Here is a 26,491-nt window from a genome sequence, read left to right on the forward strand (position 1 = left end):
TTTAGTAGCCCGAAATTTGCGTACCATTTTAGAGTAAAATATATTAATGAAAAAACAGTTTTTAATTGCATTAAGTTTAATCGGATCAAAAACATTTATCGGACAAATTAGTTCCCAACAATTGGCAGGAACTACCATTAATCCAATAACTACTGCTGTTCCCTTCCTTTTAATCGGTCCAGATAGTAAACAAGGTGCAATGGGTGACGTTGGCGCAGCCACAGATCCTGATGTAAATTCAATTCATTGGAATGGAAGTAAATTAGCTTTTGCCGATAAAAAATTCGGCGTGGGATGCACTGTTACACCATGGCTGAGACAATTAGTTCCGGACATTAACATGTATTATTTATCGGGTTATGGTAAGATAAATGATAAGCAAACTGTTGGAGCTTCCTTACGTTATTTTAGTTTAGGAAACATAGAGCTTACAGATGCTACAGGCACAAATATTGGAAGCTTTAAACCTAACGAATTTGCAATAGATCTTGCTTTCTCTCAAAAACTTTCCAAAAATTTCGCTTTAGGAGTTGCCGCTCGTTTAATTAATTCGAGTATCAGCAGGGTGTATTTTAACGGAAGTTCTGGTAACGCTGCGAGCACCGGTGCTGTTGATTTGAGCATGTACTATAAAAGCAATAAATTTAAGTTGAGCGGTAAAAACTCTGTTGCAACAGCAGGATTAGCGTTTACAAATATTGGAGCGAAAATCAAGTACTCAAACGACCAAAACTTTATTCCAATGAATATGCGTTTGGGCGGAGGGTTAAAAGTTGATATTGACGATTACAATACTTTTGGTGTGTATGTGGATTTTAATAAACTTTTGGTTCCTACTCCACCCGTATACAGGTACGACAGCCTCAATAACGTTGTAATTGATCCAGCTACAGGTAAAAAAGACATTGTTAGCGGAAAGGATCCTAATGTGGACGTACCTACAGGTATTCTTCAATCCTTTGGTGATGCACCGGGCGGATTGAAGGAAGAACTGCAGGAAATTAACCAAAGCGTTGGTGTAGAATATTGCTACGACAAAATTTTCTCAGTAAGAGCAGGTTATTTTCACGAGGCTAAAAATAAAGGTGCCCGTCAGTTTTTCACTGTTGGTGCTGGTTTCAGATTTAATGTAATTGCGGTAGATATTTCTTATCTCATTCCAACAGCTTTGCAGAATCCTTTACAAAGAACATGGCGCGTAACGCTGAGTTTCAATTTTGACGGAGCCAGCAAAACCGACGCCCCTAAAGAAAATTAGAGACTCTTCACAAACGTTTGTGCATAATTGCATCCTTTACTATTTCCTTAAGCGGGATGTAAAAAGGATATTTGTGAATGTTCAAATCCCTTCTTCCACTTTGTTTTTTTATTTGCTTATTTACCAGTTGTAAAGAGTCTTCAAAAGAGGGAGATTCGCGCACTGTTTTTAATTACAACGAGATGAACGGGATAACGTCTCTTGATCCTGCTGCTGCAAGTAATTTTGAAAATATTGGAGCCGTAAATCAGATTTTTAATGGTTTAGTGCAGATGGACGACCGTTTGAATGTGCTTCCCTGCATTGCAAAAACTTATGATATAAGTGCAGATGGTTTATGCTATACCTTTCATCTGAGAACTGACGTTTATTTTCATGACAATGCCTGTTTTGAACATGGAAAAGGAAGGAAAGTAACTTCTGGCGACTTCGCTTACAGCTTTAATCGTTTGTTTGATAGTAAGGTGAGTAGCGCCATTACGCTACTTGATAAAATTGATCGTACTGAGAAAACAAATTTTAAAGGATTTATTGCCGTTAACGATTCACTATTTAAAATCTATCTCACACAACCTTTTAGTGCCTTTATAAATATTTTAACTATGAAATATTTTAGTGTTATACCTTATGAAGCCATTGAACATTACAAATTTGATTTTAGAAGAAACCCGGTTGGCACGGGTCCATTCGCTTTTAAAATATGGGAAGAAGGCACCAAACTCATTCTGGTTAAAAATCAAAATTACTTTGAAAAGGACAGCAATAACAAACCACTCCCCTATCTTGACGCTGTGACGTTTTCGTTTATTAAAGACCGGGAAACCGCCTTTATGGAACTTTTGAATGAAAAATTTGATATGCTTAGTGGTGCCGATGCTTTTAATACTAATGAAGTGCTTGACAAGGAAGCTAACTTGAGAGATCTTTACCGTAAAAAATTTTATTTGCAGAAAGAAACGTATTTAAAAACGGACTACATCGGAATTCTTGTAGATCCTGATCTGGCTCTGGTAAAAAACTCTCCTCTTAAAATGAAGGCTATACGACAAGCCATAAACTATTCATTCGATCGTGATAAACTCATTAAATATTTAAGGAACAATCTTGGTAAAGCTGCTCATTCAGGATTTATACCTCCGGGTATGAAGAGTTACGATCCTGAGAAGGTTAAAGGTTACTCTTATAGTCCCGAAAAAGCAAGTCAATTATTAAAGGAAGCGGGGTTTCCGGGTGGCAAAGGTCTGCCGGAGCTAACCCTGCATGTTACCAACGATTACAAGGAGCAGGTAGAGTTTATTCAATCTCAGTTAGCCGAAAACAATATTAAAATTAATATTAGTGTGGAAAAAGCATCGGTATTGCGGCAGGCTGTTAACAGTTGTGAATACACTTTATTTAAAAAATCGTGGCTTGCGGATTATGCAGACGAAGAGAATTTCATGAGTTTATTTTACAGCAAAAACTTCTCGCCCCAGGGTGTAAACTTTTTTCATTTTAAAAACACTGAATTCGACAAAGCTTATGAAGAGGTGCAGACGTTAAATGACCCTTTAAAAAAAACCAAGCTTTATCAAAAAATGGATAGTTTAGTATTAGATGAAGCTCCCGTGATTCCACTGTTTTACGACGAGGTTGTGCGTATTGTTAATCGTAAAATTGAGGGTTTGAACAGTAATCCTCTCAATCTTTTAAATTTAAAATACGTTACTAAAAAGGGAAAAGAAAAGAAATAAAAGATCAGATTCCGATCTTTTTTAATTTCTGTAAAAACGCATCCTTGTTTCTTCTTGCAATTTCAATGGTTGATCCGTTAGAAAGTTCTGCGAAGTATCCGTTATTATGTACGAATTTAATAACCGTTTTAAGATTAACGATGTGAGAATTATGACATCTGTAAAACACAGAAGGATCAAGTTGGGACTCATACTCTTTCATACTTTTGGAAACCATGTGCTTTACATTATTTTCAAGATAAAAGGTGGTATAACTCCCAGAAGCTTCGAGCCGGATAATCTGTTCCTGTTTTACAAAGATAATTCCATCCTTTACTGATAGCTCAATGATGTTTGGAGAAGAGGACTGCATTATTCCGCGCTCTTTTCTAATTTTTTCCTGAGCTCTCTCGATGCATGACTTTAATTCCTCGCTATCGATGGGTTTGAGCAAATAATCAAAAGCCCCTTTCCGTAATGCATTTATGGCGTAGTCTTTATGGGCCGTAGTAAAAATAACAGTAACAGGTGTGTTTTTAATTTGTTCTAAAACGTCAAAACCATTGTAACCCGGCATTTGAACGTCGAGAAAAACAAGATCTGGCTTTTCGTTCATTATTTCCTTTACCGCCTCAAGTGCATTAGACGCGGTACTAATAATTTTTATGTTCGGACAATGATCCGTTATCAGAATACTTAAATTTTTCAGAGATTTTTCTTCATCATCTACTAAGATCACGCTCATCATAATGCACTATAATTTTATATTAATAAAAACTGTTGTTCCAAGGGCTTGACCTGTATCGTCTTTCTTATCATAAACGTCGAACGAAATTGAGATTCCGAACACTTTTTCCAGAACACTTAAGCGATCCTGAGTAATGTCCATTCCAAACGATCTCCGTTTTAATTCTTTGTTGTTGAATTTTTGTGAAACCTCTCTGCCAATTCCATTGTCGTCAATTTCGATTATCAGATTATTTTCTCTTTTAAAAACTCTGATATCAAGCTTTTTATTGCCCTCCTTGAGTAATAATCCGTGCCAGATAGCATTTTCAACAAAAGGCTGGATGAGTAAAGGCGGCAGGCGAATTTCGCTTGTGGAGACATCATCGGAAATAGTTATGGCGAAGCTAAACGCATTATTGAACCGAAGCGATTCAATATCCAGATATAACTTCACTGTTTCGAGCTCGTCTTTAAGGCTTATTAATTCCTGTTTACTCAAATCAAGAATATTTCTCATAAGCTGAGAAAACTTTACAAGATATTTATTCGCAAGTTCTTTTTCGTTAGTGAGTACATAGTGTTGAATCGAATTAATAGCATTAAAAATAAAATGGGGATTCATCTGACTTCTTAAGGCTTTCATCTCCATTTGTGCGAATTTTTGTTGCAGGTCATTTCGTTCCTTTTCCTTTCTTCTGAAATAATTAATTCTCCAACGTATTACAACTATGACCAGTAGAATAATTACCACCATGACAACAGGTATGTACCAGAACCGTCTTATTAAAGGCACCACACTTTCTATGTTAGTTTCCTCAACTTCACCACTAATTTTGGGATCCGGTTCGTTATAAAGGTCTTTCACCTCTGCAGGACTTAAAATTTTGTTATAAATTTTAATGTCGTCGAGGCACCCGTTAAGCCACGAGAAATTTCTGTACTTAAATGTATCCGGCATATTATTGCCCGAGTGTCCAAGAAGAACAGAGTCTGTCACCAAATAATTTGTGAGAAAATGTTTCAGATTTTTTTGTTCAAGTTTACCGTTTACATATAAATAGGTAGTATCTGTATCAAAGCCATAAACCACGTGATACCATTTCTTCAGGTCTGCTCTAGTTTGCGAGATGTTTACAACCTGTTCCTGTATAGGAGAATTAGTGGCGCCATAAAATCTGTGATTTTTGTAATTTAAACAAACCAGATAAGCTTCATTATACTCGACATAAGGTCCGACCCTTGTGACTATAAAAGGAATTCCTGTTTGGTTGTAGCTATTTCTCTCATAGTCTGTAATTTTTACCCAAAGAGAAATACACATCGTTTCCTGTTTCAAATCGGAATTTGTTCCGAGTGTTATGTAGTCATTAACACCATCGAAAGAATAAGCAGCATCGGAATTTCCAAATCTGTCGGGTACCAAGGTTGCCCCTACAACTTTTCCGTCGTAATTATGTTCACGGTCTTTAGCGTCACCCGAAAAATAATAAGAGGCTACAAGATTTTTATCCAATTGAGCATGAGACAAAAAATTGCAAAGAAGTAAAAGCAGAAAAACCGAAAAATTCTTTACTTTCATGCTTTAGTAGGGCTTTTGATAACAGTCTGCTTATAGTTCATTCAGGCCTTAAATTAATAAAAAATCTCCGTCGAAAATTTAAGTTTGGTCTTAAAATATTTAATTTTTGACAAATAATTGACCCGTTGGCCGTACAACCGTTCTTATTACTTGCCATGAATAAGTACCTTTAAAAAAGTATAATCCTCTCTGACAGAAAAGAAACGTTTTAAAGTTAATTTATTGGTTTTCATAAAGACAAAGCATATACCACAGGTTACAAGGAAATACGAAAAAGTTGCGCCATATGCGGCACCCTTCGTGCCGCTAGTAGCTATTAAAAATGGAGTGAGCACTAATGCAGATAAAAATCCTGCCAAATAACAAAGCAGAAGAAGTTTTGGTTTACCAATAGCAGAAAAATAATAGCTTATTGCCCCAGACAAACTTAACATTAGAATACCCGGAGCATAAAGCAACATAAGCTCCTTTATGCCTTCAAAACCGGGGCCTAAAACGAAGACAAAAAAAGAACCGGGGAGAGAAAAAATCAGTGCCACACTAAGAGCGGAAAAGATAAAACTAGCTTTGCTGAGCATAAGCGTCATTTCAACGCTTTTAAAAGTATTATCCTGATTGGCGACGCGCGCCAGCAATACAGGCGACACCGCATTTACTATAATCAAAAGAGATTCCATAAAAGAGGATGCAGAAGAATAAAGTCCTACGTTTTGAAGTTGTGGAAGCAGATAATAGCTATAACGGTTAATAAAAATATGGAGAAGGCTTGTGAGTTGAAAAACGGAACCATTTACCAAAATAGATTTTAATCTAAATTCGTTAGAAGAAATCTTCTCTGACAAAATGCGGGTTACTGTAATAGTTGAGATGCTGAACGCTATGAGAAACGAAAATAACAAAGGATAAACGTAAGCCCGGAATGTGAATACCTTCAGAACAAATATATATACAACAATTCCAAGCAGAACCAGAATAGGCTGGGTAAAGCTTAGAAAATTATACATTTTCAATTTTTCTTTTCCCAGAATAATCACACAGTTAAAAGAATTAAGTATAACCAGTAAGGTTACCGGGTAGCCAAGGTAGTCGTATCCTGGCACCTGTTTTTTAAAAAAAACAACTATCAAACTACTTAAGGAACAAAATAGTAAAGAGTAAAATACTCCATGGACAATGATTTTTTTCAAATCGAATCTTGGAATAAAATGCACTAAACTGTATCCGGTATAAATTTCATTTATTAACTGGATGATGGTAATATTGAGAATAAAGATGGTGATCTCACCTCGCGACGCTACACCGAGATAACGGGAGGTGATAACGAGAATAAGTAAATTGATCAGAGCAACACTCCCCTTGGTAATCAGGCTATAAAAAAGATTTTTAAACATCTGCGTCTGATTTTTTACCCTGTAGCGAAAAGATAAACCGGCGCACCAATTACCAGATAAATTCGATCATTTGTTTGAGATCGGGATGAAGACTTTTTGCAACAGGGCATGTATGAGCAGCGTGCTCGTAAATCTTTTTTTCTTTGTCGGAATAATTATTTTCCGGAAAAGTAAGACGTATGTGGATCTCCCCAATTCTGCGGGGTTCCTGATACATCACTTTTGTAACCTCTGCCTTTGCGCCTATAATGGGTGTAATTCCTTCTTTCAAGGCAACAATTCCCATAATGGACAACATACAACTGGCAAGCGCAGTTGCTACAAGATCGGTTGGTGAAAAAGCCTCTCCTTTTCCATGATTATCCTTTGGCGCGTCGGTGTGTATAATATTTCGCGATTGAAGGTGAATGCCTTCTGTTCGCAGCTCTCCGAGATATTCTACCGTACTTGTCATAGGCGTTAATTTTTTACAAAAATAGGATAATACCCTGTAAATTCTTAATTTTGTTAGAATGTTTCGTAGATACGTTTTATCCATAATTTGTCTTTATTTACTAAGTACAAGCTTGATTGGACAAACTGATGGCTATGAAAACGGCACCACACTCAATGTACTATACAGAAGTGATATAAGTGGGAAAATTTACGCGAACACCCGTGGTTTTGGTGTTTTGTTTCGCCAGGGAAAACATATCACTGCAAAAACAAGAAGCTTTTACGAAATAGATCTCCAAACTTTAAAATACCCTAAGGAAGTTAAAAGTCAGGGAGAAGCTCCGGATAAAAGGCGTTATGTTTATGGCAAATTAAATTCCGTTTTTTTATTACGTGGCGGAATAGGCCTGCAAAATATTCTTTTTGAAAAAGCGGACAATAAAGCGGTTGAGGTTCGTTATTCTTACTCGCTGGGACCAATTTTTTCTTTTGCAAAGCCGTATTACTATCAAATTTACAAAGGCACCAGCGGTCAAAAGATAGATTATATTAAGTTTAATTCAAATGACGTGAGTGCTGATAGTAGCGGGCAGATCATTGGTCGCGGGGGTTACCTCAAGGGCATTAATGAAATGAAAATTTATCCTGGTATTAGCGGGAAGTTTAATTTAAGTTTTGAATATGCGCCTTATACAAATCTTATCCGCGCTATTGAAACCGGCGTGAGTGTGGATTATTTCCCTAAAGCATTGCCACTTATGGCACTTAATCCAGCTGAGAACATAATTATAACTTTACATGTAGGATTTGTGTTTGGCAGAAAATGGTATTGATATGGAGTTGACAGAAGAAGTTCAAAGAGTAAAAAAACCAGATTGGTTACGCGTTAAATTACCAACCGGCGACGAATACGTTAAGGTTAGAGGTATTGTTAGCCAGCATAAATTACACACCATTTGTGAGAGCGGAAATTGTCCGAATATGGGCGAATGCTGGGGAGCAGGAACGGCTACCTTTATGATTCTTGGCAATATTTGTACGCGTAGTTGCGGATTTTGTGCAGTTGCCACAGGTAAACCAAAACCTGCAGATTGGGATGAGCCCAAGCGTATTGCCAATTCAGTAAAATTAATGGGGGTTAAACATTGCGTAATTACCAGTGTTGATAGAGACGACTTAAAAGATGGAGGTTCTATTATCTGGGCCGCTACTATTAATGAGATCAGAGCCATTAGCCCTGAAACAAAATTTGAGTGCCTGATTCCTGACTTTGCAGGGAAATGGGAAAATCTTCAAAGAATTATTGACGTTAACCCTGATATCGTTTCGCACAATATTGAGACCGTTAGGAGATTAACTGCGGAAGTGCGCATACAAGCTAAATACGACAGAAGTCTTGAAGTTTTAAAACGCCTGGATGAAGCTGGTGTAAAAACTAAAAGTGGCATCATGCTTGGCCTTGGCGAAACAGACGAAGAAATTTATGCAGCTTTGGATGATCTTGCTTCAGTAAACTGTGATGTTGTAACTATGGGGCAATATCTGCAACCTACTCCTAAACATCTTCCTGTTGCTCGTTTTGTGCATCCTGATGACTTTAAAAAATACAAAGAGTATGCTTTAAATAAAGGTTTCAGATTTGTAGAAAGTGGTCCGCTCGTGCGTTCTTCGTACCATGCCGAAAAACATATTTTCTAAGCCTTAAGAATTTTTCGTAAAACTAAATTGAAGTTTGATCAGGTATCTTATATGATACCTACATCTTCTACTTTTACCCAACCTTCATTTCCATTGTCGAGTTTGATGAGTAGCCAGTTTCCGTTATTTTCTACTACCCTGATTTTTGTGCCCTCATGGAGATTAAACTTCACTTTCGCCATAGCTGTTGGCTCATTCATAATTCTAATCTCCCGGGTTAAAATAATGGCAAATTTATTTTCGTAACGGGCCTTCACGGCGGAGTATCCCAGAAAATAAGTTATCGCAAAGGTGATAAATAAAAGACAGCTTAGTAAAAAGCTAACCCGTTTTATAATAAGGGTATTAGCATTAATGAAGATAAAAAACAAAATGCATCCTAACACACAACTTGCAACCGTTATCCAAGCCCAGGTTGTGGTAGTGAAGGACGAAAGTAAATTTGTTTTAACAGCTGTAATAAAGAAATTTTCTTTAGAATCAATTTTATCAATCGTTTTTCCAGATGCAATTGCCAGGTTGATACGAACATCTTCATCGTTTGGCTCAATCTTCCGCGCCAGTTCATAATAATAAATTGCTTTCCCCAACTCATTGTTACGGTAGTAAGAGTTTCCAAGATTAAAGTACAATTGATAGGATTTATATCCTTCCTTAATGAGTTTTTCATAGCTCTCAATAGCTACTTTGTATTTTTTGTTATCGTAAGCCTTTTCAGCTTTTTCTAAAAAATGATTACTGTATGCTGGTGAAGCAAAGAAGAAAACACAAAGTATTACATAGAGAACATTTTTCATTATGCTTTTCGGGATAAGTGTTGTTCAATGTCAGTAACCAGATCAACGGTGTCTTTATAAACTGTTTGAAGATCGCCGCTTACCGCTCCTGGTGCGTATTTGGCATATTCGCTGGTATCTAAAGTGGTGAAAAGCTTAGCAAGCGTTGCTTCGTGAACATGTTTTGTTTTTAAAACTTCATCCATTTTTTGACGCGATAGATCCGCTACAGGGATATTTAATTTATGACTGAGATAATTATTTATTGCTGTAAGTATTTCTGTATAAAATTCATCCTTCTTATTTTCTTTCATCAATCTTTCTGCATTCATTAACTGTTTTTTAGCCAGTTTAGCGGCCTTGCGTTCTTTCACCAGAACCTGATTGCTGTTATTCTTAAGATGCGTTCTTCTGAAAAACAGAACACCTAGCAGGGCTACTACCGGACTCAACAGCAAAAAGAAGTGAGAAAAAGAATTAAAGAACTCTGTTTCTGTTTTTTGAAGCAGGAAGTCTCCCTTTTTAATATAACGAATATCATTCTCTACATCTTTTACCTGGCTCTGGGATGTATAAACCTGTGCTCCGGCGCTATTTGGATCGGGAGGAAGTACTTTAATCCTGATCTCTCCAGCGGGGATAGTTATGTATTTTTTCGATTCAAGACTGAAGTAACTAAAATCTAAGCCAGTTAATGAAAACTCTCCTTCATTCCTCGGAATAATCAGGTAATCAAAAGTTTTAGAATTTCCATTATCAGAAACTTTTGGCTCGTAGGTTTCAAATCCTTCCGGAAGCTCTAGTTTTGGAGCTGCCAGTAACTTTAAATTCCCTTTTCCACTTACCGTCATTTTCAAATTAAAAGCTTCATTCGCTTTTAATTCGTTACGTGTAGTTGAAATCTTATACTGAAAATTTCCTACAGCCCCGTTAAAATTTTCGGGCTTTCCCTGCTCAGGAAGTGGTAAAACGTCGAGAACTACAGGCTTGCTGTAGGCGTTTACATTTATATCTTCATAAGCATTCGCTCCAAAAAATTGTTCAAAGACATTTCTGGGCTTATTGTTGTTCTGCCTGCGAATTACAAGTCCTTGTTCAATTGGTGTTAAAGTTATCTTACCAGATTTATTTGCAATTGCTTCGGTTCGGTATAATTCGTAAGTATTATAATTAATACCATCAACGTTCTCTGTACTTACAATTCCTTTACTGGTTGATTCCTGCGCTTGCGAATAAAAGCCATCATAGGAAGGTTGCATAAACTTCTGAAGACCTACAATTTGAAGACGGCAATATACTTTTTGTGTGATGGTAATTTGTTCACCGATATAACATTTGCTTTTACTTACACCAGTGCGAATAAACAAATCGCCTCCACCTAATTTCGAACTGGCCGGTGGATCTTGTTGATTAGCTGCAGCAGCGCTTTTAACTGCCTCTATAGTTATGGGCGGTGATTCCAGTTTTTGTCCGTTAGATATAATACTTGCAGGACCAATTACTAATTTTCCTTCACGTTTAGCCTGGAGTCCGTAAGAAAGAAGAATTTGCTGACTCACAACACCATTAATATTTTGAGTGCTATTACTTTGGTATGGACCTGCTACAACGTCAAAATCTTTAAACGCCGGTGGAACGTAATTACTAGCGTTAACCATAATAACGATCTGAAAATCGAAGGGAACACCAACCTGAACTTTTTTAGAACTTACCTGCCCATAAAAACTCTGCGCTTTATTATTTAGAAATAATAAAAAAGAGAATGAGAACAGTATCCAAAATTTAATTCCTTTCATTTTTATGCAAGTTACTCCATTATTTAAGGAGCTGAATCTTATTAATTTATTTTAACTATACAGTGCGTACAGTGATTTACCAATCTTTGTCTGTTTTGCTATTAGCGGCGTCTTCTTGTTTTTGTTTTCGCTTGTCCTGCAATTTTTTTTCAGAATCCATTAACGCTTTAAGAAGTTGTTCGGCCTGATCTTTACTCATTTGGGGTTGTTCCTGCTGTGGTTGTTTTTTATCCCCTTCTTTTTTCTCTTGTTTTTGCTGCTGACTTTGACCTCCGCCGCCTCCCTTTTTCTCTTTAGGTAAATTTTTTAAAGCGTAGGCTAAGTTATAGCGGGTTTCTTCATCTTTGGGATCGTACTTGAGTGCTTTTTTATACGCGTCTACCGCCTGCTGATATCCTTTTTTCTGCAAATAACAATTCCCGATGTTGTGCCACGCCTGGTGCAGCGTATCTTTATCAGAAACGGAATTTGCTACAACAGCAAAATTTTCGGCGGCCTTGTCGAAGATAAGTCCCGCTAAAGAGTCGGGTTTCATCTTGGTGCTTTGTGGCATGGTAAGCGCTCCACTTTTTACCAGAAGTGCATTTTTATACAAAGAATTTCCCAGGTTAAAGTTTGCTTTCCTATTATTGGGATTTAACTCTAACGCTCTTGCGTATTTGGCGGACGACTCAGGAATTTTACCGGTACGGTACAAGTCATTGCCGTCATATAAATACTGAGCATCTTTTTGGGCAGTAGAAATTCCAGCTACAAGAAGTAGCGAAACAAAACAGCTTTTGTGTAATTTACTTAACTGCATTTCCAAATAAATTAATTTTTTTAAACCATTCGCTCACACGTTCTGTTAGCAGGAATTCTATAAAAAATAAAATGAGGGCTATTGCGATGAACCATTGAAACTGATCTTCGTAATCGGTGTACATTTTGCTTTCAAGTTTTGATTTATCTAATTCTCCTATTTTGTCGAGAACGGCATTAAGACCAATGTCGGCCTGACTTGCCTGAACGAAAACACCATTTGCTTTTCCCGCAATCGTTTTGAGTAACTCAGAATTTAGCTTTGTAACAACAGTCTGTCCATCTTTATCTTTTCGATAGCCTTTTACCACGCCGTTTTCAACCAAAGGAATAGGAACACCATTTTGAGAACCTATGCCAATAGTATTGATCATAATATCTTTTTTAGCAGCCTCCTCGGCAGCCTCAATCGCAGCAGATTCGTGATTTTCACCATCGGTAATCAAGATAATCGCTCTGTTTTTTCCTTCGTCGGTACTAAAAGATTCGGAGGCTTTTTTTATAGCATCGGCAATTTTTGTTCCCTGCACTGGAACCATACCCGGGCCAACGGATTCCAAAAACATTTTAGCTGCGTTATAATCTGTTGTAATAGGAAGTTGTACATATGCTTCGCCGGCAAAAATTACCAGGCCCAGACGGTCACCTTCTAAAAGATCGATCATTTTTTCGAGAGCATACTTAGCGCGGGTTAAACGATCAGGACTAAGATCCTGGGCGAGCATACTGTTACTAACGTCGAGACAAACGATAATATCCGCTCCCTCACGTTTTACTTCTGTTAACTTACTTCCTGTTTGAAGATTGCAAAGCGCTAAAATCACAGAGGCGAATCCCACGAGAAATAAAATTGCCTTAACAAGTCTTTTACGACGGCTTGAATACGGCACCAGTTGCGCGACTAATTCAGGATCGCCGATACGTTTTAGTTTTCTACGACGCGATGCAAAATACAAGACAAGTAATAATAGCATTACTGGTATGGCAGCAAACGCATAGAAATAAATTGTATGTTCAAATTTAAACATTAAGGTATGGCTCTAAACACAGTGTAACGCAGTATAAACTCCAGTAATAATAAAAAAGCTGCCAATAAAACAAATGGAAGAAAATGTTCCGCTTTATTGCTGAAGCTTTTTTCGCTGATGATTGTTTTTTCCATTTTATCAATTTCCTGATAAATGTTTTTTAAGCTTTCTTTATTTGTAGCTCTGAAATATTTACCGCCTGACATATCGGAAATATCCGTCATCACTTTTTCATCAATCTCTACATCCACGTAATCGTATTCATATTGACCTTGTGCATAAATTCCAACAGGTTGTAATGCCTTACCTTTAGAACCAACGCCGATGCAATATACACGGATGCCATAAGTTTTTGCAAGTTCGCCGGCAGTTAAGGGAGAAATTTCGCCAACGTTGTTTACACCATCGCTCACCATAATGATAACTTTGCTTTTTGCCTTACTGTCTTTAATTCGCGCTACTGCTCCGGCCAGGCCGAGGCCTATAGCGGTTCCCTGATCAAGCATACCTGCCTTAATTTGCGGGAACATATTTTTTAAAACTTTGTGATCATTTGTAAGAGGACATTGCGTAAACACCTCGCCACCAAAAATTACGAGGCCAATTCTGTCATTTGGTCTTGCATCAATAAAATCAGTAATAACCTCTTTGGCAACTTCAATACGATTTGGTTTAAAGTCTTTTGCCAACATAGAGAGCGAAACGTCGAGGCTGATTACTATATCGATCCCTTCTGTCTTGGTGTCCTTCCAGCTACTTCGCGATTGCGGTCTTGCCAGAGCTGTTATTAATAAAGCAAACGAGGCCAGTTTTAGTACCAACAAACTATGTCTGGTTTTTGACTTTATAGAAGGTTTGATTCCTTTTAAAAGTGTAAATGACGAATAATTGAATTCACCTTCTTGTTTTTTCAGGCGCCAGATGTACCAAATTACCATGAGTGGCAATACCAGCATTAACCAGAACCAATGCTTTTCAGCGAACTGTATATCGTTAAAATAATTTATCACGCTTTCGGTTCAGTATTAGTTGGTTCTTGTTCCGTTGATATCTTTACTTCTTCTTCACGTTTTGTGCCGTTTACAAAGTCAAAAGCATTTTGCAGCGTAAAATTATTTTCTTCTTCAATAGGCGCCATTTTTGCGAATTTAACAAGGTCACTCAGCGTTAGTAATTGTTGTAGTTTTTCCTTGCTCTCTTTATCTACAACCTGTGAACGGAAGGCTGTCATAATTTCGTCGGTAGTGCTCTCAAGAGCATGAACATTAAAGCGCTCTTCAATATAAGTACGAATGGTGTCAGAGATGGATGAGTAATATTCTTTTGCTTTTCCCTCGCGCCAAACTTGTTCGGTGCGAATGGTTTCTAGGGCAGCGAGTGCGGTTATATGTGCCGGAATTCTTGGTTTTTCAGGTTCTGCAGTTACCTGGTTATTTTTCCTGGTATAATAGCGGGTAATGAATATAACAGCTAAAAGAACTACCAATACTCCTACGCCCCAGTAAATATAATTAAGGTACCATTTCCAATTAAATTTCTCTTCAAAAGGAGGTTTAATATCTTTTAATTTTGTAGCACTACTGTCTGTTGGAACCGTATGTACTTCGAGGAAAAGCGGGTTTGTAAAAAGCGGATTTGCAGTATCGTTATTCAAGATGAATTTAAACCCAGGCATGGCATAATACCCACTATCGTAAACACTCACAATAATTTGTTGGTGCTGAAAAATCTTAGTTGAATTTGTCTTATCAGGAAAAGTAGTATCTATGGCACTTACCGACACCACTTCAATTTTACCGGTAATGGTATCTCCAATTTCAGGCCATTGAATTCTAATATCTTTTTGGCGCGAACTGTACGTTACGTAAATATCGATCTTAGCCTGTTCACCAATGCGCAGTTTAGAAGTATCGAGTACTGCGTCCAGTTGTATTTGTGGCTGTTGCGCATTTACCTGTATTACAGTAAAGAGCAAAATAACGAAGGCAAATATTTTTTTTAGTATCGTCAAAATTTGAAATTCTTCTACTATCGGTTTTTAAATAAGTTCATTAATGGCTTCACATAATTTTCGTGTGTGAAAATTTTTGTCGCGTCAATTCCACTTCTGTTGAAAGTATCTTTTATATCTTCTTCAAATCTTTTTTGATTCACTGAAAATTGCTTTCTGAAGATCTTATCGCTGGTATCTACCCAGGCGATCTTACCACTTTCGTTATCTTTTAATTTTATCAAACCCACATCCGGAAGCTCAACTTCAGCTTTATCAATGATGCGCAGCGCGACGATGTCATGTTTTTTATTCGCAATCTTTAAAGCATCCTTGTAATTATTTTCGGTCATAAAATCACTGATCACAAAAACAATACTTCTTTTTTTAATAATGCTTGAAAGATATTTTAATGCCAGTTCAATATTTGTTTGCTTATTCTCTGGTTTAAACTCCAGCAATTCACGAATAATACGGAGTACATGGGTTTTTCCTTTTTTAGGCGGGATAAACTTTTCGATCTTATCGCTAAAAAAGATCACCCCTATTTTATCATTGTTTTGAGAAGCTGAAAAAGCAACCACGGCGCAAAGTTCAGTTATCAATTCCTGCTTCAATTGTTTGTTAGTTCCGAAACTACCGCTCGCACTTACGTCCACAAGCAACACCACACTTAGCTCACGTTCTTCTTCAAAAACTTTTACAAAAGGTGTATTAAATCTTGCGGTAACATTCCAGTCTATAGAGCGGATATCATCTCCCGGGGTATATTCACGCACTTCTGAAAACGCCATACCGCGGCCTTTAAAGGCACTATGATATTCGCCTGAGAAGATGTGACTGCTCAAACCGCGGGTTTTGATCTCGATCTTGCGAACTTTTTTTAAAAGATCAGCTGTTTCCATTTGTAGTAGTTAATAGTTAAGAGTTGATAGTCAATAGCAGGGCAAAAAAACTTTACCACTATAAACTATAGACTATTGACTTATCTAAGGGACTTCAACTGCGTTAAGAATTTCAGTAATGATGTGCTCAGAAGTAATATTCTCTGCTTCCGCCTCGTAAGTAAGCCCTACACGGTGACGCATAACATCTGTGCATACAGCTCGTACATCTTCAGGTATTACATAGCCACGACGTTTTATAAACGCATAAGCTTTTGCAGCCAAAGCAAGATTAATACTTGCACGTGGAGAGCCGCCGTAAGAAATGAGACCTTCAAATTTACCAAGTTTGTACTCTTTAGGAAAACGTGAAGCAAACACGATATCTACAATGTATCTTTCAATTTTTTCATCCATGTAAACATCCTTCACCACTGTGCGCGCCTTGATGATAGCATCCGTTGACATAACGCTTGAAGCCTGGGGCATACCAGAAGGCTGAATGTTTGCTGCGATAATTTTTTTCTCCTCTTCTTTAGTTGGATAACCAATTACAATCTTCAACATAAAACGGTCCATCTGAGCCTCCGGTAAAGGATAAGTTCCCTCCTGCTCTATTGGATTTTGAGTTGCTAAAACCAGAAAAGGATTTGGTAATTTAAAAGTTTGATCACCAATAGTTACCTGTTTTTCCTGCATGGCCTCAAGTAACGCAGATTGTACTTTTGCCGGAGCACGGTTAATCTCATCCGCTAACACGAAGTTTGCAAAAATAGGTCCTTTACGAATTGAAAATGATTCTTGTTTCTGACTATAAATTTGAGTACCGATAACATCGGCAGGTAATAAATCGGGAGTAAACTGAATACGGCTGAATTGCCCGTCGACACATTTAGCCAGAGTGTTAATAGCCAAAGTTTTTGCGAGACCTGGAACCCCTTCCAATAAAATATGTCCGTTGCTAAGTAAGCCAATCAAGAGACGCTCTACCATTGACTTTTGTCCAATGATAACTTTATCCATCTCTACAGTAAGCATATCTACAAAAGCACTTTCGCGCTGGATACGTTCGTTAATTTCTTTAATGTCAACCATAGTTTTTAGGTGTTTGTGCGTGGTAATTTGAGTTCCAAAGATATCAATGGTGCGGGATTGAGACGATTTACCCCCCGTTAAAATTTGTTAAGTACATACTAACGTTTCTTAAAGCGAAAATTAGTTGAAGATGAAAAAAAGAGCCTAACGCTCTTTTTTAATGTGTGTGATACTTAGTGGATTTTCGCTGATTTCTGAATACAGACTTCTATTTTTATAAATGTCTATAGCCATATAAATTGCTTTTTTAAAAGATTGTTCGTTAGCACTATTTTTACCTGCGATGTCGTATGCAGTGCCATGATCAGGACTGGTGCGTACTGCATTGAGTCCAGCGGTAAAATTCACCCCATCGTTAAATGCAATGCTTTTAAAAGGGATCAACCCCTGATCGTGGTACATGGCTAAAACACCATCGAAATTTTTATAAGTTTCATTTCCAAAAAAACCATCTGCCGCGTATGGACCGTAAACGAGTCCTTTTAATTTCAAACTGTCGATGGCTGGCTTAATAATTTCTTTGTCTTCATTTCCAATTACGCCATTATCGCCCGCATGAGGATTTAAGCCAAGTACAGCGATCTTTGGTTTGCGAATTCCAAAATCTTTAATCAATGAATCGTGAAGTTGTTTTATTTTTTTGGAAACACTTTCTGTTGTAATTTTTGAGGCGATGTCTTTTATCGGTACATGTCCGGTAACCAGAGCAACACGCAAACCACTTTCAGAACAAAGAAGCATCATTGGTTCTCCGCCAAGTTTCTCACCCAGATATTCGGTATGTCCAACAAATTTAAATGTCTCGCTTTGAATATTATCTTTATTGATAGGTGCAGTTACGAGTGCCTGAATATTTCCATCCACAAGAGCCTGAGTGGCTTTTTCAAGTGAAATAAATGCGTATTTCCCTCCCGTTTCAGTTGACTTGCCAATATCAACCATTACTTCCTCTTCGTAACACATAAAAACATTTACTTTCTTATGATTGATCTGACTGAATTCGCGGATAGGATTAAAACTAAATTCGTCGAGTCCGAGCATTTTTCTATAATAAGTGATCGTTTTTTGCGAGCTGAATAGAACAGGCGTACATATTTCTGCAATACCAGGTTCCATAAGCGTTTTAAGCACCACTTCCAATCCAATTCCATTTATATCTCCTTGCGAGATTCCTACAGTTATTTTAGTTTCGCTCATAATTATTTAATGCCGTATTTGTTTTTATATTTTGAATAAAGTTCTGATTGCTGATTAGTGAGTTTCACCTTCTTACCTGCAATGTAGGCTAAGATGATGTTATTCGTGCGCATATCCAGAATATCTCCATCGCTTATAACCAGAGAAGCCAATTTACCTTCTTCGATAGTACCTACAGATCTTTCTATGCCCAAAATTTTAGCCACATTAAAAGTTACCGATGCAAGTGCCTCTTCTTTCGACAATCCGTATGCTACAGTTTCTCCTGCATTGAAAGGAAGATTGCGACTTTGCATAGCTTCCATATCGCCTTCCAGCTGAAGACAAAATAAAACGCTGTCTTTCTGAAGAAGGTAAGGAAGGCTGTAAATAATATCCACATTATCGTCGGTATTATCAGGAAGGTCATTCACGCGGTTAAGCATGACAGGAATTTTATTTTTTCTCAAATCGGCGGTTATCTTATAACTCTCTTTTCCTCCAACAATTACAGGCTTTCTAATTAAAAACTTTTGCGAAAAATTTATCGCGCTCAAAATATCTTTCGCTTTATCTGCATGCAAATAAAGGTTAGCAGTTCCATTGAGAACGGACCGCATGGCTTCAAAACGGAGATTTTTCTCAGTATTGTTTGGTGTAGCGCAATAAGCAATAGCATCTGCAAAAAATTTGGAAAGGAATGCAATTTCTTCGTTGTATTTTTTATTAGCCGATTTGGAAAGTCCTTCTTCTTCGCTCCATTTCATTGTTGTTAAGCGCGGAAAGTTTAAATGTATGCCATCATCGGCTTTTAAAACTGCATCTTCCCAGTTCCAACCTTCAAGCGCGAGGATGGACGAAGAACCACTGATAAGGCCACCGCGCGGAGTAGGCTGTGTGTATAAAATTCCGTTTGTCTTTACTGTGGGGATTATAATATTATCTGTGTTATAAGCAATTAATGAGCGCACGTGAGGATTAATATTCCCTACTTCCTGAAAATCAACCGTGGCGCGAACTGCTTCGGCATCATGCAATCCCAGTACGTTATTTGTATTTATTAAACCGGGATAAATGTGTTTTCCCGAAAGGTCTATCACTGTGTCAAATGATTTGTAATCTAAACGCAAACCCTTGGTTTCAGAAACCGTTTCTATTTTATCGTTATTTATTACAACGAGACTTCCCTCAATGACTTGTCCATTGCCAACATGAGCTGTTGCATTGAGCAGCGCTATGTGCGTGTAATTTTTTTGCGCTTTGAAAGATCCAGCTAACAAAAAGATAAAACTAATTATGGATATAAAATTTTTCATGTTATCTCTGTCCCGTTTCTTCTTCTGAAATTCCTTCTAAAGTATTGCAGTGGTAAAGACGTTGCTGCTTAGGCTGTGGCTTCACAACTTTTGTTCCCTTATTTTTTTCTACCAGTAGTTTTGCAACCAGTCTTGCTTTTTCTAGGCGAACATATTCCCTTAACTTTGCGTCTTCTTCCCGATCAAAATAAATTTGTCCGTCTACTAATGTTTTGTCAACCTTAGCGTAGATGCTTAAGGGGTTATCTGTCCATAAAACAAGATCAGCCACCTTACCTACTTTAATACTTCCTACCTTGTCATCAATGTGCAGCATCTTCGCTGGATTTAACGTCACTAGTTTTAAAGCCTCTGTTTCTGAGAGGCCGCCGTACTTTACACATTTACCCGCCTCCTGGTTTAAACGCCTGGCCATTTCGGCATCATCGCTATTTATAGCAACATTTACACCCATGCGCGTCATTAGAGCGGCATTGTAGGGAATAGCGTCTAACACTTCATTTTTATAAGCCCACCAATCTGAAAACGTAGAAGCATTCGCTCCATGCACTTTCATTTTATCTGCCACTTTATACCCTTCAAGAATGTGGGTGAAAGTATTCACTTTAAAGCCAAAGCTATCGGCCACGTGCATTAGCATGTTTACCTCGCTTTGTACATAACTGTGACAGGTAATGAATCTTTTTTTGTTTAGAATTTCTGCAAGCGCTTCCAGTTCCAGATCTCTTCTAAAAGGTATCAGTGTTCCATTTTTTACGGAAGTCTGCATTTGTTTATCATATTCTTTTGCTCTTGTAAAAAAATCGACGTAAACCTGTTCCACACCCATTCGTGTTTGTGGAAAACGTACACGCTGGAGATCGCCCCAATTACTTTGCTTTACGTTTTCGCCAAGCGCAAATTTTATGAACTGATCTGCTTTTTCATATTTCAGATCTTCTGCGCTATGTCCCCACCGTAATTTTATTAATACGCTCTGACCACCAATAGGATTTGCCGAGCCATGTAATAATTGAGCGCAGGTAACACCTCCTGAGAGTTGCCGGTAAATATTTATATCTTCCGGATTAATCACATCACCCATTCTTACCTCGGCGCTACTGGCTTGTGCTCCTTCGTTAACACCTGCGGTAAGTGCGATATGGCTATGCTCGTCAATGATTCCGGGCGTTAAATGTTTTCCTTTACCATCAATTACTTTTGCGTAAGCTAATTTGGGAACATCAATATTAGGCGCGATACGAACTACTTTCCCATCCACTACATATACGTCGTATTCCTTCAAAATAGTATCGCCACTATTGGTCCATACGGTTGCATCTTTTATCAACATTGCCGAATAACGACTCTTAAATTTATTCCAGGAATCTTTAAAAGTTCCGTTACTTTCCTGCATCTCCTCTCCATACGCACTAAAGGGATAAATGATCTTACCTAAATTTAATGAGGGCGTTGCAACGGGTGTTATGTTTTTTTTAACGGTATCAGCTGCTGAGAGATAAGTAATATCAAAAGCAAACCAATTGCCGTTTGCCAGTTGTCCGTTGCCATTAAAACTCTTTGAATCTTTGTTATAGTTAGCGGTTCCTCTAACGGCAGAAGTAGAATCAGTTGGAAAATTAAAGGTCAAAAAGTTATTAGTGAAACTATAATTAAAACTTTTCTTCGTTGTATCCATTTGGATCTGTGCCTTCGGTTTTGCAAGGTCACCGGTAAATTTCACACTGTAGGTTTTGCCAGGAACACTTAGTATATAATTACCGCGAATATCGGGCGCATTGAGATCTGCATAAAGATTAGGCTCGCCATTCACCCAATGTTGAACAATGGACGCATCCTCTTCAAAAATGGATTTTGTACTAATGAAAAAATTGGCATAAAACCCTTTCTTTAAACTTCCGAGTTTATCACCTGCATTTACAAAAGCTGCAGGATTAAATGTAAGAGCTTTTAAAGCTACTTTTTCTGAAAGTCCATACTGAACGGCCTTGCGAACATTTTTGAGAAAAAGATTTTTATCTTTCAAATCGGAGGCAGTAAAACAAAATTGAATATTGTTTTTTTCGAGAGTTGAAGGATTTGTCGGAGCAAGTTCCCAGTGTTTTAGCTCAGCAAGAGAAATTAATTCTGCATCATAAGGATCTTCCACATCGAATGCATCCGGAAAATTAACCGGGATAATAAATCTTGATGCAGTGGATTGAATTTCGCTAATCCGCTGATATTCATTTCCCCCTCCTTTGATAATATACTTTCCATTAAATTCCTTTGCCACTTTTGCTGCCCGCAGATCATTGTATTTATCGTTGGCTTCAAAGATGGATGGAAGTGTTTGTAGCTTATTAAAATCGTCGAGCGTGATATTAAATTCTGTTTTAGCTTTTGCCTGCGCGTACCAGGAAGCGTCGAGATAAGTTTGGCGCAACAATGCAATGCCTCCTGTTAACGAACTAGGGTAATCCTGAGGCGAAGAACCTTTGCTAAAAGAGTAAAACCCGGCTGCTTTATCTAGTACAATACTTTCATTTTCGCGACCCGTGTTCAGGTTTACAAGCACTCCGCTACCCCTAACAATTCCGTCCTTCGGACAAGAAAGAACGGTTCCGAATCCCATTTTTTTTAGTTCCTCGGCCTTATCTACTGCGTGAGTGAAAAGTTTATACGACTCAATATTTGGGCGTATTGCCTGGTTCCAACCGAAAGCACCTTTGTAGTTACTTTCCATTTGAGGGCCCGCTTCCTTTTTTTGAAATCTATTTGGAGGCACACCATAATCGCTATATAAATCAATAAAAGACGGGTAAATAAATTTTCCTTTGAGATCGTAAACGGTTGCATTTTTAGGAATTTCGAGCTTTTCGCCGCAATTCACCACTTTTCCATCCTGTATGAGCAAAACACTATTTTTTAAGACCGTTTCAAAATCGAGGTAAATAGTGGCATTGGTAAAGGCATAAAGCGTATGAGGATTGAAGGGGGCGCCATTACTGGGGAACGTGCTTTGGCCCGACAAGCCGAAAGAAATCGTTAACCATGCAAGAATTTGTAAATAAATTTTCCTCATAAACCACCAAATTTAATGAGATTTACTAAAATAACTAATGGTAAAGCGGTTTTTATTGTTTGTATATATTGCTAATTTTACCGTTAAAATTTAAATTATGTATAAAGGAATTTTACACACGCATTATTTAGTTGTTGTACTGTTTTTGTTGATCTACGTGATCAAAACTATTTTATTGTTAAGTAATAAAAATGATCTTCTGGCCACGTTCACAAAAAAAATAAAAGTGGTAGAAATGATCGTAAGTTTTCTATTTCTTATTACCGGAGTGTATTTAGCCACCCAGTTACCTTTTGGAGGGAAATACGACTATCTTTTCTATATTAAAATAATTCTGGTACTTGCCTCGATTCCTGTAGCGGTAATTGGCTTCAGAAAATCGAATAAAATTTTGGCTGCACTTAGTTTGTTGATGATTACTGGAAGTTTTGGCTTAGCAGAATCTTATCATAAAAAGAAGGGTATACCAAAGGATGGCGGAGAAGTGATTGCTTCTAACGATGGAGAAAAACTTTTTAAAGCAAATTGCGTTGTTTGTCATGGTAACGATGGAAAATTAGGAGCCAGTGGGGCAAAAGATTTAAGCGCAACCACAATGGAGGTTGCAGAAATGAAACAAATTATTCTTCATGGAAAAGGCCTGATGCCAGCCGCGTCACTTAACGAAAATCCTACCATAGCGGAGGAACAAGCTGCGGCCATTGCTGAGTATGTAAACAGCAATTTAAAAGGCCATTAATTTTTTAGATGAAACCAGAACCGATCTCCACTGCCATTCCTTCTCATTGCTGCATTTTAATAGGTGTTATTAATAAAATGCAGGATGACGGACTCTCAAAAGAATATCTTGACGAACTTGCTTTTTTAGCAGAGACTTACGGTCTCAGTACCATAAAAACTTTCACTCAAAAATTAGAAAAGCCCGATAAGGCCACTTTTATCGGGAAAGGGAAATTACAAGAAGTAAAAGACTTTGTGCTGGCGAACGCTATCGATGTTGTTATTTTTGATGATGAACTATCACCTTCTCAACAAAGAAATCTCGAAAAAGAATTAGGAAAAAAAATTCTCGACCGTACAACTTTAATTCTTGAAATATTCGAACAACGCGCTCAGACGGCACATGCTAAAACACAAGTGCAACTTGCGCAGTACCAATACATGCTTCCCCGCTTAACCGGGATGTGGACTCACTTAGAGCGTCAACGTGGCGGAACGGGAACCCGTGGTGGTGCCGGCGAAAAAGAAATTGAAACAGACAGACGGATTGTGCGCGATAAAATAGCTTTGATGAAGGAACGTCTTCGCGACATTGACAAACAAATGGCTACTCAGCGTAAAAATCGCGGCGAATTAATTCGTGTGGCTTTGGTTGGGTATACCAATGTTGGAAAAAGCACCATCATGAATCTTTTAAGTAAAAGCAATGTTTTCGCGGAAAATAAGTTATTTGCAACACTTGATACAACGGTGCGAAAAGTTACACTTGATAACGTATTTTTTCTTTTAAGTGATACTGTTGGATTTATACGGAAGCTTCCTACACAATTGGTAGAAAGTTTTAAATCTACGCTTGACGAAGTGCGGGAAGCAGATGTACTTATTCATGTAGTAGACATTTCGCATAAAAATTTTGAGGAGCACATTAATGTGGTAAAACAAACTTTGCAGGATATTGGTGCAGGTGACAAACCAACAATTCTTGTGTTTAATAAAATTGACGCTTTTACTTACACCCACAAAGAAGAAGATGACCTGACGCCGGCTACCAGAGAAAATCTGACCCTGGAAGAAATTAAAAACACCTGGATGAAGAGTCTCAATAATCCCGTATTATTTATCAGCGCCGAAAATAAAGACGGTCTTGATGAGTTTAAAAAGACAGTGTACGAAATGGTTAAGACCTTACATTTAAAACGTTATCCTTATAACAATTTGCTTTATTAGAACCGAGAAGATACAAGACACGTAGACATTGAACATAGAGTTTAAATACGCAGAGCAAAAAGATCTTGCAAAAATCGTAAAGACTTACAATTCGACAGTAGCTTCACGAATTGTTACAGCTGATCTTGAAGAAGTAAGTGTAGAAAGTAAACAGGCCTGGTTTGACTTGCATACTCCACAAAAAAGACCTTTATGGTTAGTTGTTTATAACGGCGATTATGCCGGCTGGATGAGCTTCAATTCCTTTTATGGCCGACCTGCTTACGATGGAACTGTTGAAGTAAGTATTTACCTGGAAGAAACACTCAGAGGAAAAGGTCTTGGAAAGGCTTGTCTGCAAAAGGCTATAGACACAGCTCCAAAATTAAATATTCATTCTCTTCTTGGATTTATCTTCGGCCATAACCAGGCCAGCCTTACTTTATTTTACGCTTTTGGTTTTGAAAAATGGGCACATTTTCCTGAAGTGGCAAACATGGATGGCACTATGCGCGACCTCCTGATTTTAGGAAAAAAAGTTTAATTTTTATTTAACTTCCGATCACCAAAATCTTTAAATTTTATATCCTTCACATTCAAGAATTGTTATTAGATTTGTTGATTACAAAATTTCTATGGGACAGCTATCAAATAGAGTAAATAAGATCTCCGAGTCACAAACCATTGCTATGGCGCGAAAAAGTCGTGAATTAAAAGCGAAGGGGATTGACATCATTAGTTTAAGTTTAGGCGAGCCGGATTTTGCAACACCTCAGATCATAAAAGACGCTGCAAAAAAAGCCATTGACGATAATTTCAGTTATTACACGCATGTTTCAGGTTACCTGGAATTACGTGAAGCCATTTGTGAAAAATTTAAACGCGATAACGGTTTACAGTATACCGCTGATGAAATTGTTGTTTCTACGGGTGCCAAACAAAGTATAGCAAACGCTGTTTTATGCTTGGTAAATCCTGGTGACGAAGTTATTATTCCAGGTCCTTTTTGGGTAAGCTATCTTGAAATTCTGAAACTCGCTGAAGGCACCCCAATTATTATCGACACTACTATTGAATCAGACTTTAAAATATCTGCCGAGCAATTAGAAAAAGCCATTACGCCAAAAACAAAAATGCTCATGCTAAGCACTCCTTGTAATCCAACAGGAAGTGTATACAGTAAAGCAGAATTAAAAGCACTGGCGGAAGTTGTTGCAAAACATCCTGAACTTTATATTTTGAGTGATGAAATTTATGAGCACATCAATTTTGTTGGTGGTCATGAAAGTTTTGCGCAGTTTGATTTTATTAAAGACCAGGTTATCACCATTAATGGTGTTTCTAAAGGCTTTGCGATGACAGGCTGGCGAGGTGGAATTATGGCTGCACCAAAATGGATTGCTCAAGCCTGCGATAAAATGCAAGGCCAGTTTACTTCAGCTACTTCAAGCATCACCCAAAAAGCAATGCATAAAGCCATGGAACTCGATTACAAAACATACATCGAACCTATGCGTGATGCATTTTTAAAACGCAGAGATCTTGTTCTGAAATTAATGAAAGATATTCCCGGGTTAAAAACCAATACACCGCAAGGCGCGTTTTATGTTTATCCTGAAATTTCATACTATTTTGGAAAGAAATATAAAGATCACGTTATCAAAAACGGCACCGACCTTACTCTATTTTTACTAGATGAGGGCTTTCTCGCTCTGGTGCCAGGTGCGGCTTTCGGTGAAGATAACTATATCCGTTTCTCCTATGCCACGAGTGAAGAAAAATTAATAGAAGCTTTAAAACGCATGAAGGAAGCGCTCGCCAAACTTCAGTAATTTCC

General features: G+C 37.7%; 23 protein-coding genes. 8 read left to right on the plus strand and 15 right to left on the minus strand.

Going from position 1 to position 26,491, the window contains the following annotated elements; translation table 11 throughout:
• The first annotated feature begins 46 nt into the window (after window positions 1-46).
• Together CNR22_03115 and CNR22_03120 are read left to right on the plus strand one after the other, a co-directional pair.
• On the plus strand, window positions 47-1,258 hold the full coding sequence (locus CNR22_03115; protein PBQ30806.1) for a hypothetical protein: 1,212 nt from the start codon (window positions 47-49) through the stop codon (window positions 1,256-1,258).
• Window positions 1,259-1,335: 77 nt separating this feature from the next.
• Window positions 1,336-2,991 carry an ABC transporter substrate-binding protein gene (locus tag CNR22_03120; protein PBQ30807.1) on the plus strand — a complete coding sequence of 552 codons (1,656 nt, stop codon included), beginning with the start codon at window positions 1,336-1,338 and terminating at the stop codon, window positions 2,989-2,991.
• A gap of 4 nt (window positions 2,992-2,995) precedes the next feature.
• On the opposite strand, the gene CNR22_03125 is transcribed toward CNR22_03120, so the two are convergent.
• The 4 genes from CNR22_03125 to CNR22_03140 form a co-directional block, all read right to left on the minus strand.
• Entirely contained in the window at window positions 2,996-3,718 is a 723-nt protein-coding gene (locus tag CNR22_03125) for a DNA-binding response regulator (GenBank protein PBQ30808.1), read from the minus strand.
• Window positions 3,719-3,724: 6 nt separating this feature from the next.
• On the minus strand, window positions 3,725-5,278 hold the full coding sequence (locus tag CNR22_03130; GenBank protein PBQ30809.1) for a hypothetical protein: 1,554 nt from the start codon (window positions 5,276-5,278) through the stop codon (window positions 3,725-3,727).
• A gap of 146 nt (window positions 5,279-5,424) precedes the next feature.
• The gene (locus CNR22_03135; GenBank protein ID PBQ30810.1) at window positions 5,425-6,669 is read right to left on the minus strand and encodes a hypothetical protein; all 1,245 of its coding nucleotides are present in this window, start codon (window positions 6,667-6,669) and stop codon (window positions 5,425-5,427) included.
• Window positions 6,670-6,718: 49 nt separating this feature from the next.
• Complete coding sequence (locus CNR22_03140) at window positions 6,719-7,123, minus strand: osmotically inducible protein OsmC (protein ID PBQ30811.1); 405 nt, start codon at window positions 7,121-7,123, stop codon at window positions 6,719-6,721.
• Between the two features lie 112 nt (window positions 7,124-7,235).
• Here CNR22_03140 and CNR22_03145 point away from each other — a divergent pair, with 112 nt between their 5' ends.
• Together CNR22_03145 and lipA are read left to right on the plus strand one after the other, a co-directional pair.
• Window positions 7,236-7,937: a hypothetical protein gene (locus CNR22_03145; GenBank protein PBQ30812.1), complete on the plus strand. Its 702-nt coding sequence runs from the start codon at window positions 7,236-7,238 to the stop codon at window positions 7,935-7,937.
• A 1-nt stretch (window position 7,938) separates the two neighbouring features.
• Window positions 7,939-8,802, plus strand: coding sequence for a lipoyl synthase (lipA, locus tag CNR22_03150; protein PBQ34796.1), 864 nt, complete (start codon window positions 7,939-7,941; stop codon window positions 8,800-8,802).
• A 47-nt stretch (window positions 8,803-8,849) separates the two neighbouring features.
• Here lipA and CNR22_03155 read toward each other — a convergent pair whose 3' ends face one another.
• The 11 genes from CNR22_03155 to CNR22_03205 all read right to left on the minus strand — a co-directional run bounded on the left by CNR22_03155 (window position 8,850) and on the right by CNR22_03205 (window position 22,728).
• Complete coding sequence (locus CNR22_03155; GenBank protein PBQ30813.1) at window positions 8,850-9,599, minus strand: hypothetical protein; 750 nt, start codon at window positions 9,597-9,599, stop codon at window positions 8,850-8,852.
• Window positions 9,599-11,374, minus strand: coding sequence for a hypothetical protein (locus CNR22_03160; GenBank protein ID PBQ30814.1), 1,776 nt, complete (start codon window positions 11,372-11,374; stop codon window positions 9,599-9,601). The genes CNR22_03155 and CNR22_03160 overlap by 1 nt, the downstream gene beginning before the upstream one ends.
• Before the next feature lie 76 nt (window positions 11,375-11,450).
• Entirely contained in the window at window positions 11,451-12,176 is a 726-nt protein-coding gene (locus CNR22_03165; protein ID PBQ30815.1) for a hypothetical protein, read from the minus strand.
• On the minus strand, window positions 12,163-13,203 hold the full coding sequence (locus tag CNR22_03170; protein PBQ30816.1) for a hypothetical protein: 1,041 nt from the start codon (window positions 13,201-13,203) through the stop codon (window positions 12,163-12,165). The genes CNR22_03165 and CNR22_03170 overlap by 14 nt, the downstream gene beginning before the upstream one ends.
• Complete coding sequence (locus CNR22_03175; protein ID PBQ34797.1) at window positions 13,203-14,210, minus strand: aerotolerance regulator BatA; 1,008 nt, start codon at window positions 14,208-14,210, stop codon at window positions 13,203-13,205. The genes CNR22_03170 and CNR22_03175 overlap by 1 nt, the downstream gene beginning before the upstream one ends.
• Entirely contained in the window at window positions 14,210-15,178 is a 969-nt protein-coding gene (locus tag CNR22_03180; GenBank protein PBQ30817.1) for a hypothetical protein, read from the minus strand. The genes CNR22_03175 and CNR22_03180 overlap by 1 nt, the downstream gene beginning before the upstream one ends.
• A 53-nt stretch (window positions 15,179-15,231) precedes the next feature.
• Window positions 15,232-16,098: a DUF58 domain-containing protein gene (locus CNR22_03185; protein PBQ30818.1), complete on the minus strand. Its 867-nt coding sequence runs from the start codon at window positions 16,096-16,098 to the stop codon at window positions 15,232-15,234.
• An 84-nt stretch (window positions 16,099-16,182) separates the two neighbouring features.
• Window positions 16,183-17,172: an ATPase gene (locus tag CNR22_03190; GenBank protein ID PBQ30819.1), complete on the minus strand. Its 990-nt coding sequence runs from the start codon at window positions 17,170-17,172 to the stop codon at window positions 16,183-16,185.
• 144 nt (window positions 17,173-17,316) lie between these two features.
• Window positions 17,317-18,369 (minus strand): 4-hydroxythreonine-4-phosphate dehydrogenase PdxA, encoded by a 1,053-nt coding sequence (gene pdxA, locus CNR22_03195; protein PBQ30820.1) that lies wholly within the window; start codon window positions 18,367-18,369, stop codon window positions 17,317-17,319.
• Window positions 18,370-18,371: 2 nt separating this feature from the next.
• Window positions 18,372-19,664 (minus strand): amidohydrolase, encoded by a 1,293-nt coding sequence (locus tag CNR22_03200; protein PBQ30821.1) that lies wholly within the window; start codon window positions 19,662-19,664, stop codon window positions 18,372-18,374.
• A 1-nt stretch (window position 19,665) separates the two neighbouring features.
• Window positions 19,666-22,728 (minus strand): amidohydrolase, encoded by a 3,063-nt coding sequence (locus tag CNR22_03205; GenBank protein ID PBQ30822.1) that lies wholly within the window; start codon window positions 22,726-22,728, stop codon window positions 19,666-19,668.
• Between the two features lie 97 nt (window positions 22,729-22,825).
• Here CNR22_03205 and CNR22_03210 point away from each other — a divergent pair, with 97 nt between their 5' ends.
• From CNR22_03210 to CNR22_03225, 4 genes are all read left to right on the plus strand, one after another.
• Entirely contained in the window at window positions 22,826-23,467 is a 642-nt protein-coding gene (locus CNR22_03210) for a hypothetical protein (protein PBQ30823.1), read from the plus strand.
• An 8-nt stretch (window positions 23,468-23,475) separates the two neighbouring features.
• Window positions 23,476-24,675, plus strand: a complete 1,200-nt coding sequence (gene hflX, locus CNR22_03215) for a GTPase HflX (protein ID PBQ30824.1) — start codon at window positions 23,476-23,478, stop codon at window positions 24,673-24,675.
• Window positions 24,676-24,709: 34 nt separating this feature from the next.
• Window positions 24,710-25,198: an N-acetyltransferase gene (locus CNR22_03220; GenBank protein ID PBQ34798.1), complete on the plus strand. Its 489-nt coding sequence runs from the start codon at window positions 24,710-24,712 to the stop codon at window positions 25,196-25,198.
• A 91-nt stretch (window positions 25,199-25,289) separates the two neighbouring features.
• Complete coding sequence (locus CNR22_03225) at window positions 25,290-26,486, plus strand: aspartate aminotransferase (protein ID PBQ30825.1); 1,197 nt, start codon at window positions 25,290-25,292, stop codon at window positions 26,484-26,486.
• Window positions 26,487-26,491 lie beyond the last annotated feature (5 nt).

Source organism: Sphingobacteriaceae bacterium, from assembly GCA_002319075.1.
Classification (GTDB): Bacteria; Bacteroidota; Bacteroidia; order B-17B0; family Aurantibacillaceae; genus Aurantibacillus.

Excerpts from the sequence above, each read along its gene's own strand:
- CNR22_03115 (PBQ30806.1), top strand. The coding sequence starts at position 47 with ATGAAAAAACAGTTTTTAATTGCATTAAGTTTAATCGGATCAAAAACA.
- CNR22_03120 (PBQ30807.1), top strand. The coding sequence starts at position 1,336 with ATGTTCAAATCCCTTCTTCCACTTTGTTTTTTTATTTGCTTATTTACC.
- CNR22_03125 (PBQ30808.1), bottom strand. The coding sequence starts at position 3,718 with ATGATGAGCGTGATCTTAGTAGATGATGAAGAAAAATCTCTGAAAAAT.
- CNR22_03130 (PBQ30809.1), bottom strand. The coding sequence starts at position 5,278 with ATGAAAGTAAAGAATTTTTCGGTTTTTCTGCTTTTACTTCTTTGCAAT.
- CNR22_03135 (PBQ30810.1), bottom strand. The coding sequence starts at position 6,669 with ATGTTTAAAAATCTTTTTTATAGCCTGATTACCAAGGGGAGTGTTGCT.
- CNR22_03140 (PBQ30811.1), bottom strand. The coding sequence starts at position 7,123 with ATGACAAGTACGGTAGAATATCTCGGAGAGCTGCGAACAGAAGGCATT.
- lipA (PBQ34796.1), top strand. The coding sequence starts at position 7,939 with ATGGAGTTGACAGAAGAAGTTCAAAGAGTAAAAAAACCAGATTGGTTA.
- CNR22_03155 (PBQ30813.1), bottom strand. The coding sequence starts at position 9,599 with ATGAAAAATGTTCTCTATGTAATACTTTGTGTTTTCTTCTTTGCTTCA.
- CNR22_03160 (PBQ30814.1), bottom strand. The coding sequence starts at position 11,374 with ATGAAAGGAATTAAATTTTGGATACTGTTCTCATTCTCTTTTTTATTA.
- CNR22_03165 (PBQ30815.1), bottom strand. The coding sequence starts at position 12,176 with ATGCAGTTAAGTAAATTACACAAAAGCTGTTTTGTTTCGCTACTTCTT.
- CNR22_03170 (PBQ30816.1), bottom strand. The coding sequence starts at position 13,203 with ATGTTTAAATTTGAACATACAATTTATTTCTATGCGTTTGCTGCCATA.
- CNR22_03185 (PBQ30818.1), bottom strand. The coding sequence starts at position 16,098 with ATGGAAACAGCTGATCTTTTAAAAAAAGTTCGCAAGATCGAGATCAAA.
- CNR22_03190 (PBQ30819.1), bottom strand. The coding sequence starts at position 17,172 with ATGGTTGACATTAAAGAAATTAACGAACGTATCCAGCGCGAAAGTGCT.
- pdxA (PBQ30820.1), bottom strand. The coding sequence starts at position 18,369 with ATGAGCGAAACTAAAATAACTGTAGGAATCTCGCAAGGAGATATAAAT.
- CNR22_03200 (PBQ30821.1), bottom strand. The coding sequence starts at position 19,664 with ATGAAAAATTTTATATCCATAATTAGTTTTATCTTTTTGTTAGCTGGA.
- CNR22_03205 (PBQ30822.1), bottom strand. The coding sequence starts at position 22,728 with ATGAGGAAAATTTATTTACAAATTCTTGCATGGTTAACGATTTCTTTC.
- CNR22_03210 (PBQ30823.1), top strand. The coding sequence starts at position 22,826 with ATGTATAAAGGAATTTTACACACGCATTATTTAGTTGTTGTACTGTTT.
- hflX (PBQ30824.1), top strand. The coding sequence starts at position 23,476 with ATGAAACCAGAACCGATCTCCACTGCCATTCCTTCTCATTGCTGCATT.
- CNR22_03225 (PBQ30825.1), top strand. The coding sequence starts at position 25,290 with ATGGGACAGCTATCAAATAGAGTAAATAAGATCTCCGAGTCACAAACC.